Below are 16,619 nucleotides of genomic sequence, written 5' to 3'. Positions count from 1 at the left end.
GGTATCCGTTCGCGCCGTCACCGTACGTGCCGCCGCGAGTACGGGAACCCTATCTGCGCTCGCTCACCACCAGCGCGCTGCCTCCGCCGCGACGGGTCGGCTCCGCCACCGCCTGGAGCTTCCCGTTCCGCAGGAACTCGACCGCGGTGGCCGCGCCGATCTCGGGGTTGAGTACGAGGCTGTGGCCCCGTTCGGTGAGCTCGGCGCCGTAGCGGTCGATGAATGCCTGCTCCGCCTGGGTCTGGGGAGTGTTGCGCTGGGTGGCACGGGGCGCGGCGAGCGCCTCGGGGAGCGACATGCCGAGGTCCCAGCGGTTGACCAGGATCTGCAGCACGGTGGTGATGATCGTCGAACCACCGGGGGAGCCCAGCGCCAGCAGCGGCCTGCCGTCGTCCAGCACGATCGTCGGCGCCATCGAGGAACGGGGCCGCTTGCCCGGCGCGGGCAGGTTCGGGTCGCCGGGGGCCGGGCCGAAGGTGAAGTCGGTCAGCTCGTTGTTGAGCAGGAAACCCCTGCCGGGGACGACGATGCCGTTGCCGCCGGTCGACTCGATGGTGATGTTGTAGGCGACCACGTTGTTCCACCGGTCGGTGACCACCAGGTGCGTGGTCTCCGGCCCCTCGGGGGCCGACGGGGTGGCCTCCGCCGAGGAAGCGGGGGCGCACGGCCCGTACGTCCCGTCGGGGTTGCCGGGCGCGACCGGGCTCGTCAGCGCCCGCTCGCCGATCAGGCAGGCGCGCTCCTTGGCGAACCCGTCGGAGAGCAACTCCTCGAGCGGGACGCCCGGGATGTCGCCGACGTACTTGCCCCGGTCGGCGAAGGAGAGCCTGGAGGCCTCCAGATACTCGTGCTCACCGACCTTCGGCAGGACCTGAAGGATGTTGAGCGCCTCGCCGACCGTAGAGCCTCCGGAGGACGGCGGCGCCATGCCGTACACGTCCATGCCCTTGTAGGTCACCTTCGTGGGCGGCCGTTCGAGCGCCCGGTATGCCTTGAGGTCGGCCAGCTCCATCAGTCCCGGCCGCACGTTGCGGGTGGAGCCCGGAGTGACCGGCGGCTTCTTGACGGTGGCCACGACCTCGGCGCCCAGGGCACCGCCGTACAGCCACCCACCGCCCTGCTTGCCGAGTTTGCGGTAGGTCTCGGCCAGCTCGGGGTTTCGGAAGGTGGAACCGACCGGCGGCGGGGCGCCACCCGGCAGGTAGAGCTTGGCCGTGGAGGTGAAGTCCTTGAAACGGGCGGCGTTCGCGGCTGTCTGGTCGTAGAAGGTCTGGTCGACCTTGAATCCCCTGGACGCGAGCTCGATCGAGGGTCTCAGCGCCTGCTTCAGCGAGAGCGTGCCGAATTTGCGCAGCGCCAGCTCCCACTGGGCCACGCTGCCGGGCACCCCCGCGGACAGCCCGCTGGTCACGGCCTCCTCGAACGGGATGCCCTCCAGAGAGGTCGGCCCCATCGCCTTCGGAGCGGTCTCCCTGCCGTCGATCGTGTGGACCTTCTTGCGGCGCGCGTCGTAGTAGACGATGAACCCGCCCCCGGCCAGCCCGGCCGAGTAGGGCTCGGTCACCCCCAGGGCGGCCGCCGCGGCGACCGCCGCGTCCATGGCGTTGCCGCCCTGGCGCAGCACGCCCAGCGCGACCTTGCTGGCGTCGAGGTCTACGGTCGAGACCGCGCCCCCGTACCCCTCCGCGACGGGTTTCTTCTCCGCACCCGGCCGTACCGGTGACGCCTGTGGAGAGGCGGCGGCGGGTTGGACGAGCAGTAAGGAACTTCCCACCAGGACCCCCGCCAGGGGGGCGGCGATTCGACGATTGATCATGATGACCTCCCGCAGACAGCTTGACTCAGCCCGTAAGCCTTGTCAGCCCCTTCCCTACCGCAGGGGGTGTAGTACCTCATGCCTCACGAGATGGACGCGCCCTGCCTGTGGGCGCACGTACAGTGCTGAGCGTGCGTGCCAAACCCCGCTGGGCCGAGTTGCCGCTCCCGCTGCTCGTGGGGGTCTTCCAGGGCATGGTCACCCGCGGTGTGCAGTGGTGGCAGGTCCACGACCCCGGCATACTCAGGATCCCGCTCGACCCACTGGGCTGGGCGCTCCTGCTGGCCGGGCCGCTGGTCCTGATCGTACGCCGACGCCATCCGGTGCTCAGCCTGGCCGTCGCGGCGGGCTCCACAGTGATCTTCATCGGCCTCGGCTACCCCTACGGCCCGGTCTTCCTCAGCCCGATCATCGCGTTCCACACCGCCGTGGTCACCGGCCACCGGCGGGTGGCCTGGTCGATATGGGGCCTGGCCTACGTGTTCTTCGTGGTTTACACGTCCTGGTTCGCCCCCGTTCGTACGACCGGCTGGTTCCACGACCTCGCGGTGGCCGCGCTGATGGGCCTCGCGGTGGTGGCCGCGGAGTTCTCCCGGGCCAGGAGTGAGCGGCAGGCCGAGCACGCGCGGGTGGAGCAGGAGGAGCTACGGCGGCGGGCCAGCGAGGAGCGGCTCACCATGGCCCAGGAGCTGCACGACGTCCTCGCGCACAACATCTCCCTCATCCACGTGCAGGCGTCCACCGCGCTGCACCTCATCGACGACCACCCCGAGCAGGCGCGGACCGCGCTCACCACGATCAAGCAGGCGTCCAAGGACGTGCTGACCGAGATGCGGTCGGTGCTCAACGTCCTGCGCGACGGCGCCCCCCGTTCCCCCACCGCCGGGCTGGACCGGCTCGACGAGCTCGTCGAGCGCAGCGGGCTACAGGTCACCAAGGAGATCGTCGGCGAGGCCGGGCCGCTGCCTCCCGGCGTCGACCGGGCCGGGTACCGCATCGTGCAGGAGGCCCTCACCAACGTCACCCGGCACGCCCCCGGCGCCTCGGTCACGATCGTGCTCGACTACGCTCCCCACGCGCTCACCGTCCAGGTCACCGACTCGGGCGGCGACGCCCCCGGGGAGAGCCTGGGCAGCGGGAACGGCGTTCCCGGCATGCGGGAGCGGGCATCGGCGCTCGGGGGAACGCTCACCGCCACGCACCACGGCCGGGGCTTCCGCGTCGAGGCCCTGCTGCCGATCCCGGAGGAATCCCGATGATCAAGATTGTTCTCGCCGACGACCAGGCCCTCGTCAGGGCGGGGTTCCGTGCCCTGCTGGACGCGCAGCCGGGGATGACCGTGGTGGCCGAGGCCTCCGACGGGGCCCAGGCCCTGCGGCTCGCCGCCGAGCACGAGCCGGACGTGGTCCTGATGGACATCCGCATGCCCGGCATGGACGGGCTGACCGCCACCCGGGAGATGCCCGCCGGGCCGAAGATCATCATCCTCACGACCTTCGAGCTGGACGAGTACGTCTTCGAGGCCCTCCGGGGCGGCGCCAGCGGCTTCCTCGTCAAGGACACGGAACCGGCCGAGCTCATCCAGGCCGTCCGGGTGGTGGCCGCGGGCGACGCCCTGCTCTCCCCCGGCGTGACCCGTCGCCTGATCGCCGAGTACGCGAGCCGGGCCAAGGAGCCGCGCCACGCCCGCGACCTCGACCTGCTCACCGACCGCGAGCGCGAGGTCCTCACCCTGGTCGGCACCGGCATGACCAACGACGAGATCGCGGGCAAGCTCTTCCTGAGCCCCGCCACCGCCAAGACCCACATCAGCCGGACCATGATGAAACTCCACGCCCGCGACCGCGCCCAGCTGGTCGTCATCGCCTACGAATCCGGCCTCGTCCGCCCCGGCTGGATCTGACGCCCCACCTTCCGGTAAAGGCTCGCGCCGACCCACACCACTTGTGATACTCAACGTGTTCAGAAGAACACGAAGAGACATATCGTCATGCTCATGACATCGCGACGGAGCCACGCCAAGCTGTGCCCCTCCCCCGAGACCTCGTCCCAGCCCTTGCCAGGAACGGCGCGCGAACTCTTCGACGCGCTTCCGCAGCTTCCAGGACTGCGGGCCGAAATCATCGATGGGAGACTGGTAGTAAGCCCGATGGGCACCCCCGAGCACGCCAGGATCGCGATGCGCCTGTATCGCGCCCTTCTTCCCCTCCTTGAGGAGAAAGAGTGGGACGGCTTCAGCGGCAACGTGGACGTCTGCATGGACGGACCGCGTGACCCGATCGTCCCCGACTTCGTGCTGGCGCCCGAAGACTGCCCGCGCTGGGGCGCCCGCGAGTTGCTCTCCTCCGGCCTCCTCATGGTCGCCGAGATCGTGTCCCCGGGCAGCACCTTCGACGACCGCGACCGCAAGCCCGCCATCTACGCCTCGGGCGGTGTCCCCGTGATGCTTCTGATCGACCCCGTGGTCTCCCCCGCCACCGTGACCGTCCTGAGCGACCCCAAGGAGGACGAGTACCGGACCTCCACCCGGGTCGAGATGGGCTCGCGCCTGCACCTGCCCGAGCCGGTCGACTTCACCCTCGACACCTCGATCTTCGCGAACACCCTGAGCGCACCGTGAGGAGCGGGGCCGTACGCCACGGAAGGTAGGCTCCGCGGCCCCGATCGGCCGACAGGGCGGGGCCGCGATGACCGTGCCCGTCGAAGCAGCGGATCGGGAGCGGTACGCGTTCTTTAGGTCATGAACGGTGAGATAGTCGCTCGCGCGCCCGGACCACCAGGCGCCGAGACGATACTGGTCGGCCTGTATCGCGAGCACCGACTCGCCCTGGTGCGCTTCGCCGTACTGCTCCTCGGCGACAGGGAGGCCGCGGAGGACGTCGTACAGGACGTCTTCTCCAGGCTGCACGGCAGGCCCCCCGAGCCGCTCACCCTGACATACATCCGCGTCTGCGTGCTGAACGCCTCACGTTCCGTCCTGCGCAGGCGCGGTATCGCCGCCAGGGTGATGGTGGGGCGGCGGGAGGAGTCGGTGGACTCGGCGGAGACGGCCGCGCTGCTCGGCGAGTCACGGCAGGAGATGCTGGCCGCGCTCAACCGCCTTCCCAGGCGGCAGCGCGAGGTCCTCGTCCTGCGTTACTACCTCGACCTGTCCCACGCCGGCATCGCCCAGATGATGCGCGTCAGAGAGAGCACCGTACGGTCCACCGTTTTCAGGGCCCTGGAACGGCTTGAGCGCGAACTGGGAGGCAAGGCATGACCGACATCGAGGATCGGCTCAGGGACGCGATGACCGCCAGGGCGGAGGCCGTACGGGACGACGAGCGGTTCAGGACGCTACCCGCGTCACGTAGGTCGTCGCCGCTCTTCAGGTCGTGGGCACCGGTGGCGGTCGCGGCCTCCATCGCGATCGTGACGACGGCCACCGTCGTGGGAACACGTACGGTCGCGTCACCTACTCCGACGGTTCCGGCGGTTCCAACGGCTCCGGCGGCACAGCCGACGCCCTACGTCGGTCCCTTCGCGCCGCCGGTCAAGCAGGTCTGGCCGGGCGCGGTGCACGAGATCCCGACGAAGGCACCGGGGGGCCGGGTGTTCACCCCCGACGTGTTCGTCACCGACCGGGTCGTGGTGGGGGCGGGACTCACCGGGAACCGACCCGACGGGATCTGGTCCTACGACGTCGACAGGCGGAGGTTCACCCGGATCGCGCCGCTCACGAGTTCGAACGCGTCGAGCACGCTGGTCTTCGGCGACGGCTACCTGGCATGGTCCACGCTCAACGACCGCAGGACGGAGATATGGGCGGTGCCGGCCACGGGCGGCGTCCCGCGGCGGATCGCCTCGGTCAAGGCCGTGATCATCGACGACAGCTACAGCGGGATCGACCTGGCCGTCGCCGACGGCACGGCCGTCTGGTCGCCGGTCGACGGTGGCGGTGTCTACCGGGCTCCGCTGAAGGGTGGGAAGGCGTCCCTGGTCGACGGCACCAAAGGTTTCCACCTCGCCGACTGGCCGTGGGCCGAACGGCCTCGGCGAAGCGCGGAGGAGAGATCCGCTTCCCGCCCCGTGGAGCACCTGAAGAACGTGCTCACCGGCGAGGCCAGGGACGTGGTTCCTCCGGCCGGGCGGACGTCGTGGAACGACTGCGGGGTGACGTGGTGCTTCAACGACATCGAGGCGTGGCGACGCGACGGAACCGGGCGGCACGCGCTGCCGGGGACGGCTCGCGGGTATCTCCACTCGGGCCGCTTCGTCCTTCTCCACCAGAAGGACCGCGACGGCAGGGGGGCGAGTTCTGTGCACGACCTCGCCACGGGACGCACCGGCCGGCTGTTCCCGGTTCCGACGCGCCGGGGGGACAAGGCCGCTCCCACCCTGTATACGCACGAGGACATGCTCCGGTTCCGGTCGGGGTCGGGCACGCAGGTTCTCGTCGACCTGAACGCCGCCGCCCGCTGAGTTTCGCCATCGGCGGGATTCACCGCGCGCCGTGATGTCCATCGCACAGCGAGAACGCCCCGGAGGGGCACTTCCGGGTCGTCAAGGGACGCAGAAAAACGCCGAGGAAGGTGGACGTCCGGTAAGGACAGCGTGAGCGCTCGGTAAGGAAATATCACTATCGGTCATCCTCTGGCGAGATTACGTTGGGTCAGTGGAGATCGGGATGGTTACCGGGGATGTCCGCTGAGCGCGGGGCCGGCCGCGCTGTTCGCCGCCGGACTCGCCGCGGGACTGGTCGCGGGTACGGCCTCGTGCACGGCCGTGCAGGGTGGCCTGCTCGCAGGTCTCACCTCGCGTGACCTTCCTGCCCGCTCCCGCCGGCACCGCGAGACCCGCGAATGCGACGGGACCGACGAACCCGGCGGAGCCAACGAGCACTGCGGGACCGACGGAACCGACGAGCACCGCGGGAACGGCGGAGACGGCAAGGACGGCGGTGCCGGGACGGGGCCTTCGGGTCCCGTGGTCGTCGCGCTCTTCCTCGCCGGGCGCCTCGGTTCCCACGCGGTGGCCGGGGCGCTGCTCGGACTGGCCGGGTCCGCCGTGCTGCTCGGCCCTCAGGTCAGGGCCGCGTTGCTCGTCGCGGCCGGGATCGCGGTCGCGGGCTTCGGAATCCGCATGTTCGGTCGCGGACCGCGAACCGGATGCCACCCGGGCGTCGCATCGGGCGGGCGTACGTCCCGTCGCGGCGGCGTATCCGGGATCACCGGGATCACCGGCATCACCGGGATCACCGCCCCCGCTCCCAGGGCGCTCGCGCTCGGTGCCGCGACGATCCTGCTGCCGTGCGGGGTGACGCTCGGCATCGAGACGGTGGCGGTCTCCAGCGGGTCGGCGCTGGGCGGGAGCGCGGTGATGGCGGGGTTCGTGGTGGGGACGACGCCCGCGTTCGCGCTTCTCGGGCTGGTCCTGCGGCGGGCCGCGACCACCAGGCTGGCGGCGCTGACCGGGGTCGTCGCACTCGCGACGGGTCTGTGGACGATCTCCTCGGGGCTGAGCCTCGGAGGGTGGCTCCCCGGATCCGGCGGCCCGGCGATGGCGGCGGGCGCCCCGGCGGGGACCGCGCGGAACCCGATGGCGGGGGCGACGGACAGGGCAGGAGCAGCGGACGGTCTGGCGGGCGACCTCCCCGGCGGTCCGGCAGGGACGACGGGCGATCAGGCGCGGGCGGCCGTACGCTCCGGCGGCGTCCAGCGGATCGACATCTGGGCCACCGACCGGGGCTACCGACCGGGTGTGGTGACCGCCCGCGCGGGATTCCCCACGGAGCTCGTCTTCCACCTGGTGGGCGCCCCCGGCTGCACCCGGACGCTCACGATCGACGGCCGCGACGTGACACTGCCCGCCACCGTACGGCTGGGCGCGCGGGACGCGGGATCGCTGCGTTACGTCTGCTCGATGGGGATGTATGTGGGGTTCATCCGCTTCGTCTGACAGTGAGGATGGAGGTGAACGCCTCCCGGTGAGGTCTGGCTCGTCGTCTGCCTGACCGTGGTGTCTTCGACAGGATCTGCCGCCCCCGGCCGGGAGGCGTTCGTCCGCACTCACCGAACGTAGCGCCGCGATGACTCGACAGGCGTGCGGGCGGGATTCGTACGCCTCGTCCGAACACCCGAGCGGACCGGGGAGCAGGGCGGGTAGCGAAAGTCCGCGATTACCCTCCGTCACGGAGTGCTTACGTGTCACCCTGTGATCTGTCGGTTGGGCGCCGTCGGCGAGGAGTGTGATCATGGGGTGGCCTGACGACCCGGAGACGACCGCGGGGCTGGTACCCACCCCCCGCGGCACCGAGCACGAGAACGACATGGACGGCGAGACGGAGTTGCTGCTCGCCGCGCACGGCGGCGACGCGCAGGCCGCCCACCTGCTCGGCCGCCACTTCGCCCAGTGCGGTGACCGCTCGGCGGCGCGGCACTGGTGGGAGCGCGCGGCGGCCGCGGGAAACCTCGACAGCGCCTACAACCTGGGTATCTGGCACGAGAAACACGGCACCCCCGCGGAGGCCGCGAGGTGGTACGAGCTGGCGGCGAACGCCGGAGACGTCGAGGCGGCGGTGAACCTGGCGACCCTCCTGCTGGACCAGCACGGCGACGTCCCCGCCGCCCGGCGGTGGTTCGAGACGGCGGCCGGGGCGGGCTCCCGGGCGGCGGCCAGGCGGCTCGCGCTGCTCTGCGAGGACGGCGGCGAGGTGAAGGCCGCCGTGGAGTGGCATCGCAGGGCCGCGATGGACGGTGACCTCGCCTCGGCCCACGATCTCGGCTTCCTCGCCTACGCCGCCGGGGAGGAGGACGAGGCGCTGCGCTGGTGGGAGTCGGCCGCCCGGAACGGTCATGCCGACGCGGCCTACCATCTCGGGCTGTTCCTGCAGGCCAATCTCGATCCCGAGGGGGCGGAGGCGTTCTTCCGGCTGGCCGCCAGGCACGAGCACCCCGGCGCCGCGTCCCAGCTCGGCGGGATCGCGCTCTCCCTCGGTGACCTGCGCACCGCGCGTGCCTGGTTCGAGCGGGCGGCCTGCACCGGCAGGATCGACGACCAGCGAACGGCCGGGTTCGTGTGCGTGGAGATGAGCGACGCGCAGGGGGCCGGCCACTGGTTCAGCCGGGCCGCGGCGAGCGGCGACCCGGAGGCCGCCTTCAATTTCGGCCTGTTGCTCATCGCCGAGCACAGCGACCTGCAGGGCGGGCAGCACTGGTTCCGCCAGGCGGCACAGGCCGGGCACCACCGGGCCGCGGTCGAGCTGGCCGCGCTGCTGTCGGCCGCGGGTTTCTCCCGCGAGGCGGAACGGTGGCTGTCCGATCCGCCCTCTCCCCCGTGGGGCCGGACCACCGAGCCGGAGCTCGTCGCCCGCGCCGAGCTGGCCGCGGCCGCCGTCGCCCGGCGGGGCGGCGCCACCCTGAGGATCGCCGACCTGACCGAGATCCTCGGCACCTGGGATCTCGTCACCCGGCCGCTGCGCGACCACACCGACGTCACGACGTGGCTGGCCGAACGGAGCGGGCTGCCGTTGGGCGCGGTCGAGCACCTGGCCGCCGTACGGGCCGCGCTGTTGCGCCCCGGCGGCGCCCCCTGGCCGACGCCGGCGGAGATCGAACACGTCCTGGTCACCGCCCGCGCCCTGCGCCCGGGCCTGTCACCGTGACCGGCACCGACCGCGGTCTCACGAGCCGGTCCGGCCGGGCCTGTGGGTCCCGCACGTCCCGCACCCTGACCGCGCGGGACGTGCGGGGCCCGGCTCAGGCGGCGATGGCCTCGGAGACCGGCACGTACGGCAGTTCGAGGGCGATGGCGACCTGCTTGTTGGTGAGCCGTCCCGCGTGGGTGTTGAGACCCGGCGCGAGGGAGTCGTCCTGCTGGAGCGCTTCCTTCCAGCCCAGGCCGGCCAGCTTGACCGCGTAGGGCAGTGTGGCGTTGGTCAGCGCGTAGGTGGAGGTGTTGGCGACGGACCCCGGCATGTTGGCCACGCAGTAGAAGATCGAGTTGTGGACCTGGTAGGTCGGCTCGGCGTGCGTGGTCGGGCGGGAGTCCTCGAAGCAGCCGCCCTGGTCGATCGCGATGTCGACGAGCACGGAGCCCGGCTTCATGCGGGAGACCAGTTCGTTGGAGACGAGGGTCGGGGCCTTGGCTCCGGGGATCAGCACCGCGCCGATGACGAGGTCGGCCTCCAGGACCTCCTTCTCGATCGCGTACGAGGTCGAGACAAGGGTCTTGAGACGACCCTGGTAGATGGCGTCGATGAAGCGCAGGCGGTCGACGTTGAGGTCGAGGACGGTGACGTCGGCGCCCATGCCGACCGCGATCTGCGCGGCGTTGAGCCCGGAGACGCCCGCGCCGATGACGACGACCTTGGCGGGCGCCACTCCGGGCACGCCGCCGGGCAGCACGCCGCGCCCGCCGTTGAAGCGCATGAGGTTGTAGGCACCGACCTGCGGGGCGAGCCGGCCCGCGACCTCGGACATCGGGGCGAGCAGCGGCAGGGTGTTGCCGACCTGGACGGTCTCGTACGCGATGCCGGTGACCTCGCGCTCAAGGAGGGCCTCGGTGCACTCGCGGCCCGCCGCGAGGTGCAGGTAGGTGAAGAGCACCTGGCCGGGGCGCATGCGGTGGTACTCCTCCGCGATGGGCTCCTTCACCTTGAGGATCATCTCGGCCTGGTCCCACACCTCGTCGGCGGTGTCGAGGATCTTGGCACCGGCGAAGAGGTACTCCTCGTCGGTGAGGTGCGAGCCGAGGCCCGCGTCGCGCTGGATGTAGACGTCGTGGCCGTGACGGACAAGCTCGTGCACGCCCGCCGGGGTCGCGGCGACGCGGTACTCGTGGTTCTTGACCTCGGCAGGCACGCCGATCTTCATGGGATTTCCTTTCCTTGGTTCAACGGAGTGGCGCCGAGGTCTCTACGGGTGCGGCGCGGGTCACTCCGGCGGATCCGGCGCCCGGAAGGCGCGGACGTGCGCGCTCAGAGGCGGCTCCACGCCTCCGTCAGCACCGAGCGGAGGATGGACTCGATCTCGTCGAACTCCTTCGGCCCGCAGATGAGCGGCGGGGCGAGCTGGATGACGGGGTCGCCCCGGTCGTCGGCGCGGCAGTACAGGCCCGCCTCGTAGAGGGCGCCGGAGAGGAAGCCCCTGATGAGGCGCTCGGACTCCTCGGTGTTGAAGGTCTCCTTGGTCACCTTGTCCTTGACGAGCTCGATGCCCCAGAAGTAGCCGGAGCCGCGCACGTCGCCGACGATCGGCAGGTCGCGCAGACGCTCCAGGGTGGAGCGGAAGACCGGCTCGTTGCGGGTGACGTGGCCGAGCAGGTCCTCCCGCTCGAACAGGTCGAGGTTGGCCAGCGCGACGGCCGAGGACACCGGGTGGCCGCCGAAGGTGTAGCCGTGGGCGAACATCTCGGTGCCGTTCTTGAACGGCTCGAAGAGACGGTCGGAGGCGATCATGGCGCCGATCGGCGAGTAGCCGCTCGTCATGCCCTTGGCGCAGGTGATGATGTCGGGAACGTAGTCGAACTTCTGCCCGCCGAACATGGTGCCGAGGCGGCCGAAGGCACAGATGACCTCGTCCGAGACGAGCAGGACGTCGTACTCGTCGCAGATCTCGCGCAGGCGCTGGAAGTATCCGGGGGGCGGCGGGAAGCAGCCGCCCGCGTTCTGCACCGGCTCGACGAAGACGGCGGCCACGGTGTCGGGGCCCTCCATCTCGATGGCGCGGGCGACGCGCTCGGCGGCCCAGTAGCCGTACTGCTCGGGCGTCATGCCGGGCATGCCGGTGATCTCGTCGGCGCGGTAGTGGTTGGTGTTGGGCACCCTGACGGAACCCGGGACCAGCGGCTCGAACATCTGCTTGAAGGCCGGGATGCCGGTGATCGACAGGGCGCCCTGCGGGGTGCCGTGGTAGGCGATCTGGCGGCTGATGACCTTGTGCTTGAGCGGCCTACCGGTGATCTTGAAGTACTGCTTGGCGAGTTTCCACGCGGTCTCGACGGCCTCGCCGCCGCCGGTGGTGAAGAAGACGCGGTTGAGGTCGCCGGGGGTCTCCGCGGCGAGCCGCTGGGCCAGCTCGACGGCCTTGGGGTGCGCGTACGACCACAGCGGGAAGAACGCCAGCTCCTGGGCCTGCTTGGCGGCGGCCTCGGCCAGCTCGCTGCGGCCGTGCCCCGCCTGGACCACGAAGAGCCCCGCGAGGCCGTCGAGGTAGCGCTTGCCGTGCACGTCGTAGATGTAGGAGCCTTCGCCCCGCACGATCATCGGCACCTCGGCACCCTCGTACGAGCTGTGCCGGGTGAAGTGCATCCACAGGTTGTCCTGGGCGGCCTTCATGAGCGAGGTCACGTCGGTGTTTTCAGGGTGCGTCATCGCGATCTTCCCTCGTTGAGCTGGGCTTCCAACAGTCTGCCTGCCAGAACAGCGCTTGCCAAGTGAAAACGTGGCATTAAAGTGCGAGAACCTCGAAATCCGCAAAACCGCCGTGTAACAACGACGAAATCCGCGATCAGATGAGATGGCGGGCCGATCATTACCCAAACCCCGGTTCCACTTGGCGGAACCCTGATGTGCTGAAATCGTGCGCGAGAGCGGCCGTACTCACGGCTGTGATCCAATAGGACGCACCAGATATTGAGATGCGGGGGAAAGTCGTGACTCCTGACGAGATCGAGAACGCCGTCGCCACCGGCATGCCCCAGGCGGTGGCCGACCTCAAGCGGCTCGTCTCCATCCCCTCCGTGGCCTTTCCCGGCCACCCCGAGGAGCCCGTGCACGCGGCCGCCGCCGTGACCGAGGAACTGCTGCGCAGCACCGGCCTGCCGCACGTCCGGCAGATCCCCGTCGAGGGCAGTTTCCCCGCCGTCTACGCCGAGGCCCCCGCCCCGCCCGGCGCGCCGACCGTGCTCCTGTACGCGCACTACGACGTGCAGCCCACGGGCGACCTCGCACTCTGGCGCACCCCGCCCTTCGAGCCGACGGAGATCGACGGCGCGATCTACGGCCGTGGCGCGGCCGACGACAAGTCGGGCGTCATCTCCCACGTCGCGGCGCTCCGCGCCTTCCAGGGACGGTTCCCGGTCGGCGTCAAGGTCGTCGTCGAGGGCCAGGAGGAGTACGCGGGCGAGCGCCTGGAGGCCTTCGTCGCGCACAACCCCGAGCTGTTCCGCGCCGACGCGATCGTGGTCGCCGACACCGGCAACCCCCGCGTCGGCGACCCGGCGGTGACGACCTCGCTGCGCGGCACGGGCGCCTTCACCGTCGAGGTGCGCACCCTCAAGAAGTCGCTGCACAGCGGCTCGTTCGGCGGTGCCGCCCCCGACGCCCTCGCGGCGCTGATCCGGATGCTCGCCGCCCTGCACGACGACCACGGTGACATCCGCGTCCCCGGCCTGCCTCGCGGCAGCTTCCTCGGCTCTGGCCCGTCGGAAGAGGAGTTCCGCGTCACCGCGGGCGTGCTCGACGGCGTCTCCACGGTCGGCTCCGGCTCGCTCGCCGACCGCCTGTGGGCCTCGTACGCGATCACGGTCACCGGCCTGGACGTGCCGACGGTCTCCGGCGCGATCAACGCGGTGCAGGCCGTCGCGAGGGCCCGGGTGACCGTGCGGGTTCCCCCGGCCGGCGACCCGAAGACGACCGTCGAGGCCGTCGTCGACTTCCTGCGGCAGGTCGCCCCCTGGGGTGTCCAGGTGGAGGTCGGCGACTACACCATGGGCTCCGGCTACCTCGCCGACACCGGTGGCGCGGCCCGCTCCGCGCTGAACCGGGCCATGGAGCGCGCCTTCGGCCGTCCCCCGCGCGACGTCGGTGCCGGTGGCTCGATTCCGCTCGTCTCCACCCTCGTCAGGCAGTTCCCCGCCGCCACGATCCTGCTCTTCGGCGCCGAGGACGACGACGCGGCGATCCACGCCCCCAACGAGCGGGTGAACATCGAGGAACTGCGCCGCACCGCCACCGCCGAGGCGCTCTTCCTGCAGGAGTACGCCTCCATCGTGATCTGACAGGCTGTACGCCTCCGCGACGGTCCGACGACCGACATCCATCGGGCACTTCCGGTGATTACCGGGAGTGCCCTTGGCGTACGGGCCCCCTCCGATCGCCCTGTTTTTCCGGGGCTCGCGTCTCCGATCGCGGAGCGTTCCCTCCCCCGCCCGCTCCCGCGCCCGCGACGAACTCCGGTCGCGGAGAACTCTCGGGGCGGTTCGTTCGTCGGATAAGTACAGACATCCCCCCAGGAGGCAGGGTTGTACCAGCAACCGCAGCGACGGCGTAGGAACTTCGCCCCGTTCATCGTCGCGATCATTCTCGCCGGAGCTCTGATCGTCGCCCTGCGGATCTTCGTCGGCGGGAACGAACCCGGAGGAGCGGGGGCGTCAGGGGCGTCGGAGGCGCCGGGGACCGGCGAGAAGTCCAAGACGTGCGACGACGGCGTCACCCTCACCGTCGCCGCCTCGTCGGAGAAGGCCGAGCTGCTCAGGACGATCGCCTCCGACTACAACGGCAAGACCGTGCAGGGGCGCTGCGCCGACGTCGTCATCGAGACCAAGGCGAGCGGCGGCGCGATGCAGGCGCTGGCCAGGGGCTGGGACGAACGCCAGGACGGCCCCCGCCCCGACGTGTGGTCGCCCGCCAGCAGCGGCTGGATCACCCTGCTCCAGCAGCGCGCCGCGGGAAACGACTCCGCCTCCCTCGTCACCGCCGACAACCCGTCGATCGCCAAGACGCCGCTGGTCGTCGCGATGCCCATGCCTATGGCCCAGGCGCTGGGCTGGCCGGACAAGAAGCTCGGCTGGTCCGACGTGCTCGCCGTGTCGGCCGGATCGTGGGCGAAGTACGACCACCCCGAATGGGGGAGGTTCAAGCTCGGCAAGACCAACCCCAACTTCTCCACCAGCGGTCTGAACGCCACGATCGGCGCCTACTTCGCGGCGACGGGCCTGTCGGGCGACCTGTCGGAGAAGAACGTGGCCGACGCCAAGACCAGGGACTTCGTCCGAGACGTGGAACGTTCGATCGTGCACTACGGCGACACGACGCTGACGTTCCTGTCCAACCTGCAGCGGGCCGACGACGCGGGCGCGGGCCTGAGCTACATCTCCGCGGTCGCGGTGGAGGAGAAGTCGGTCTGGGACTACAACCAGGGCAACCCGACCGGTGACCCCGCGACGCTGGGCAAGCACGCCAAGCCCAAGGTGCCGCTGGCGGCGATCTATCCCAAGGAGGGCACGCTCTACTCCGACAACCCGTACGCGGTGCTGAGCGCCCCATGGGTCGACGACGCCAAGCGGGCGGTGGCGGCCGACTTCCTCGCGCACCTGCAGGCCCCTGAGCAGCAGGAACGGTTCGCCGAGTTCGCCTTCCGCTCCCACGAGGGCAAGCCGGGCAAGCTGATCACCCAGGCGAACGGGCTGCTGCCCGCCGAGCCGAAGACGACCCTCAGCCCGCCCGCGCCGAACGTGCTCGACAAGGTGCTCACCGGCTGGGCCGACCTGCGCAAGCCCGCGAACGTCCTCATGGTCATCGACGTCTCCGGCTCGATGGGCGCCACCGTGCCCGGAACCGGCAAGAGCAAGCTCGACCTGGCCAAGCAGGCCGCGATCAACTCGCTGCCCCAGTTCGCCGCGCACGACAAGGTCGGGCTGTGGATGTTCTCCACCAAGCGTGACGGCGACAGGGACCATCTGGAGCTGGCCCCGCTCTCCGCCGTCGACGACGCCCAGCGCGAGAAGCTGCGGGCCAGGCTTGAGGGCCTCACCCCCGACGGCGGCACCGGCCTGTACGACACCGCGCTCGCCGCCCACGAGCAGGTGCGCAAGCTGCGCGGCGGTGACGCGATCAACGCGGTGGTCTTCCTGACCGACGGCAAGAACGAGGACCCCGACAGCCTCTCCCTGGAGAACCTGCTGCCCGACCTGCGTACGGAGGCCGGCCAGGAGACGGTGCGGATGTTCACCATCGCCTACGGCCAGGACGCCGACCTCGACGTGCTGAAGCAGATCTCCGAGGCGACCGCCGCCGCCGCGTACGACTCTCGCGAACCCGGAAGTATCGACCAGGTGTTCACCGCGGTGGTATCCAACTTCTGATGGCACGCTTCGTCGACGAACTCAAGGACCCATGGGGGCTGCTGCTGGGCGCGACCGCCGGCGGTGCCGCGTGGGCCGTCAGCGTGCACCCGATCGCCGCGGGGTTCGTCGGTGTCGTCGTCTGGCTGACCAAGGCCGGGATCTCGGCGTTGTCGGAGCGCGGGGACCGCGACCGGCCCGCCGTCACCCTCGGCAGCCAGGAGGAGTACTGGCTCGCACGGGCCGGATCCGCCGCGCACGGATTCGGCGAGCTGAGCGCCTCGCTGGAGCGCGGCCCGCTCGCCGAAAGGATCGCACTGATGCGTCCCCAGGTGGACGACTCGACGGCCACGCTGGAGCGGCTGGCCGAGCAGGCATCGCTCACCGGCACCGCGCTGGCCAGGTTCGACCTCGACATGCTCGAACACGAGCGGGCCAGGCTGGCGCGGGCCCGGCAGGAGGCGGGACCCGGCCTGGCCCAGGACCTCGACCGTGCCCTCGCCTCGCTGGACTCCCAGCGGGCCGTGGTCGAGCGGCTCTCCGCGACCCGGCAGCGGGTGCTCGCCCGGATGGAGTCGAGCGCGATCGGCATCGAAGGGCTCCTCGCCCGGCTGGTGGAACTGTCCGCGGTGTCGGCGAACGGACCGCTGGAGCCACTGCGGGTGCTGGACGAACTCGCCGACACCCTCGAAGGAGTCCGCCAGGGCCTCCACGAAACCGAACAGATCACGCGCGACGCGCTGGATCGATAAGGAGTCCC

The 16,619-nt window shown here is 70.7% G+C and carries 13 protein-coding genes; 10 read left to right on the top strand and 3 right to left on the bottom strand.

The window, feature by feature from the left end:
* Positions 1-49 precede the first annotated feature (49 nt).
* Positions 50-1,816 (bottom strand): gamma-glutamyltransferase family protein, encoded by a 1,767-nt coding sequence (locus ABZ664_RS07155; RefSeq protein ID WP_362504299.1) that lies wholly within the window; start codon positions 1,814-1,816, stop codon positions 50-52.
* A 131-nt stretch (positions 1,817-1,947) separates the two neighbouring features.
* On the opposite strand from ABZ664_RS07155, the gene ABZ664_RS07150 reads away from it, so the two are divergent.
* The 7 genes from ABZ664_RS07150 (at position 1,948) to ABZ664_RS07120 (ending at position 9,458) form a co-directional block, all read left to right on the top strand.
* Positions 1,948-3,075 carry a sensor histidine kinase gene (locus ABZ664_RS07150; protein WP_362504296.1) on the top strand — a complete coding sequence of 376 codons (1,128 nt, stop codon included), beginning with the start codon at positions 1,948-1,950 and terminating at the stop codon, positions 3,073-3,075.
* On the top strand, positions 3,072-3,719 hold the full coding sequence (locus tag ABZ664_RS07145) for a response regulator transcription factor (RefSeq protein ID WP_362504293.1): 648 nt from the start codon (positions 3,072-3,074) through the stop codon (positions 3,717-3,719). The genes ABZ664_RS07150 and ABZ664_RS07145 overlap by 4 nt, the downstream gene beginning before the upstream one ends.
* Before the next feature lie 93 nt (positions 3,720-3,812).
* Positions 3,813-4,436, top strand: coding sequence for a Uma2 family endonuclease (locus ABZ664_RS07140; RefSeq protein ID WP_362504290.1), 624 nt, complete (start codon positions 3,813-3,815; stop codon positions 4,434-4,436).
* Positions 4,437-4,556: 120 nt separating this feature from the next.
* Positions 4,557-5,075 (top strand): sigma-70 family RNA polymerase sigma factor, encoded by a 519-nt coding sequence (locus ABZ664_RS07135; protein WP_362504287.1) that lies wholly within the window; start codon positions 4,557-4,559, stop codon positions 5,073-5,075.
* Positions 5,072-6,277 (top strand): hypothetical protein, encoded by a 1,206-nt coding sequence (locus ABZ664_RS07130; protein WP_362504284.1) that lies wholly within the window; start codon positions 5,072-5,074, stop codon positions 6,275-6,277. The genes ABZ664_RS07135 and ABZ664_RS07130 overlap by 4 nt, the downstream gene beginning before the upstream one ends.
* Positions 6,278-6,580: 303 nt before the next feature.
* Positions 6,581-7,753, top strand: coding sequence for a sulfite exporter TauE/SafE family protein (locus ABZ664_RS07125; protein ID WP_362504281.1), 1,173 nt, complete (start codon positions 6,581-6,583; stop codon positions 7,751-7,753).
* A gap of 295 nt (positions 7,754-8,048) precedes the next feature.
* Positions 8,049-9,458 carry a tetratricopeptide repeat protein gene (locus ABZ664_RS07120; protein WP_362504278.1) on the top strand — a complete coding sequence of 470 codons (1,410 nt, stop codon included), beginning with the start codon at positions 8,049-8,051 and terminating at the stop codon, positions 9,456-9,458.
* Positions 9,459-9,552: 94 nt separating this feature from the next.
* On the opposite strand, the gene ald is transcribed toward ABZ664_RS07120, so the two are convergent.
* Together ald and ABZ664_RS07110 are read right to left on the bottom strand one after the other, a co-directional pair.
* On the bottom strand, positions 9,553-10,668 hold the full coding sequence (gene ald / locus ABZ664_RS07115; protein WP_362504274.1) for an alanine dehydrogenase: 1,116 nt from the start codon (positions 10,666-10,668) through the stop codon (positions 9,553-9,555).
* 104 nt (positions 10,669-10,772) lie between these two features.
* On the bottom strand, positions 10,773-12,167 hold the full coding sequence (locus ABZ664_RS07110) for an aspartate aminotransferase family protein (RefSeq protein WP_362504271.1): 1,395 nt from the start codon (positions 12,165-12,167) through the stop codon (positions 10,773-10,775).
* A gap of 281 nt (positions 12,168-12,448) precedes the next feature.
* Between ABZ664_RS07110 and ABZ664_RS07105 the strand changes: the two genes are divergently transcribed.
* The 3 genes from ABZ664_RS07105 to ABZ664_RS07095 all read left to right on the top strand — a co-directional run bounded on the left by ABZ664_RS07105 (position 12,449) and on the right by ABZ664_RS07095 (position 16,611).
* Positions 12,449-13,795: a M20/M25/M40 family metallo-hydrolase gene (locus tag ABZ664_RS07105; RefSeq protein WP_362504268.1), complete on the top strand. Its 1,347-nt coding sequence runs from the start codon at positions 12,449-12,451 to the stop codon at positions 13,793-13,795.
* A 243-nt stretch (positions 13,796-14,038) separates the two neighbouring features.
* Entirely contained in the window at positions 14,039-15,880 is a 1,842-nt protein-coding gene (locus tag ABZ664_RS07100) for a substrate-binding and VWA domain-containing protein (RefSeq protein ID WP_362504265.1), read from the top strand.
* Complete coding sequence (locus ABZ664_RS07095; protein WP_362504262.1) at positions 15,880-16,611, top strand: hypothetical protein; 732 nt, start codon at positions 15,880-15,882, stop codon at positions 16,609-16,611. The genes ABZ664_RS07100 and ABZ664_RS07095 overlap by 1 nt, the downstream gene beginning before the upstream one ends.
* Positions 16,612-16,619: the final 8 nt, after the last annotated feature.

Origin of the sequence: Streptosporangium sp. NPDC006930 (assembly GCF_040635605.1) — a bacterium.
Taxonomy (GTDB): Bacteria; Actinomycetota; Actinomycetes; order Streptosporangiales; family Streptosporangiaceae; genus Streptosporangium.
The sequence above is the reverse complement of the archived record's forward strand: the minus strand, read 5'-3'. Positions and strand labels throughout refer to the sequence as shown.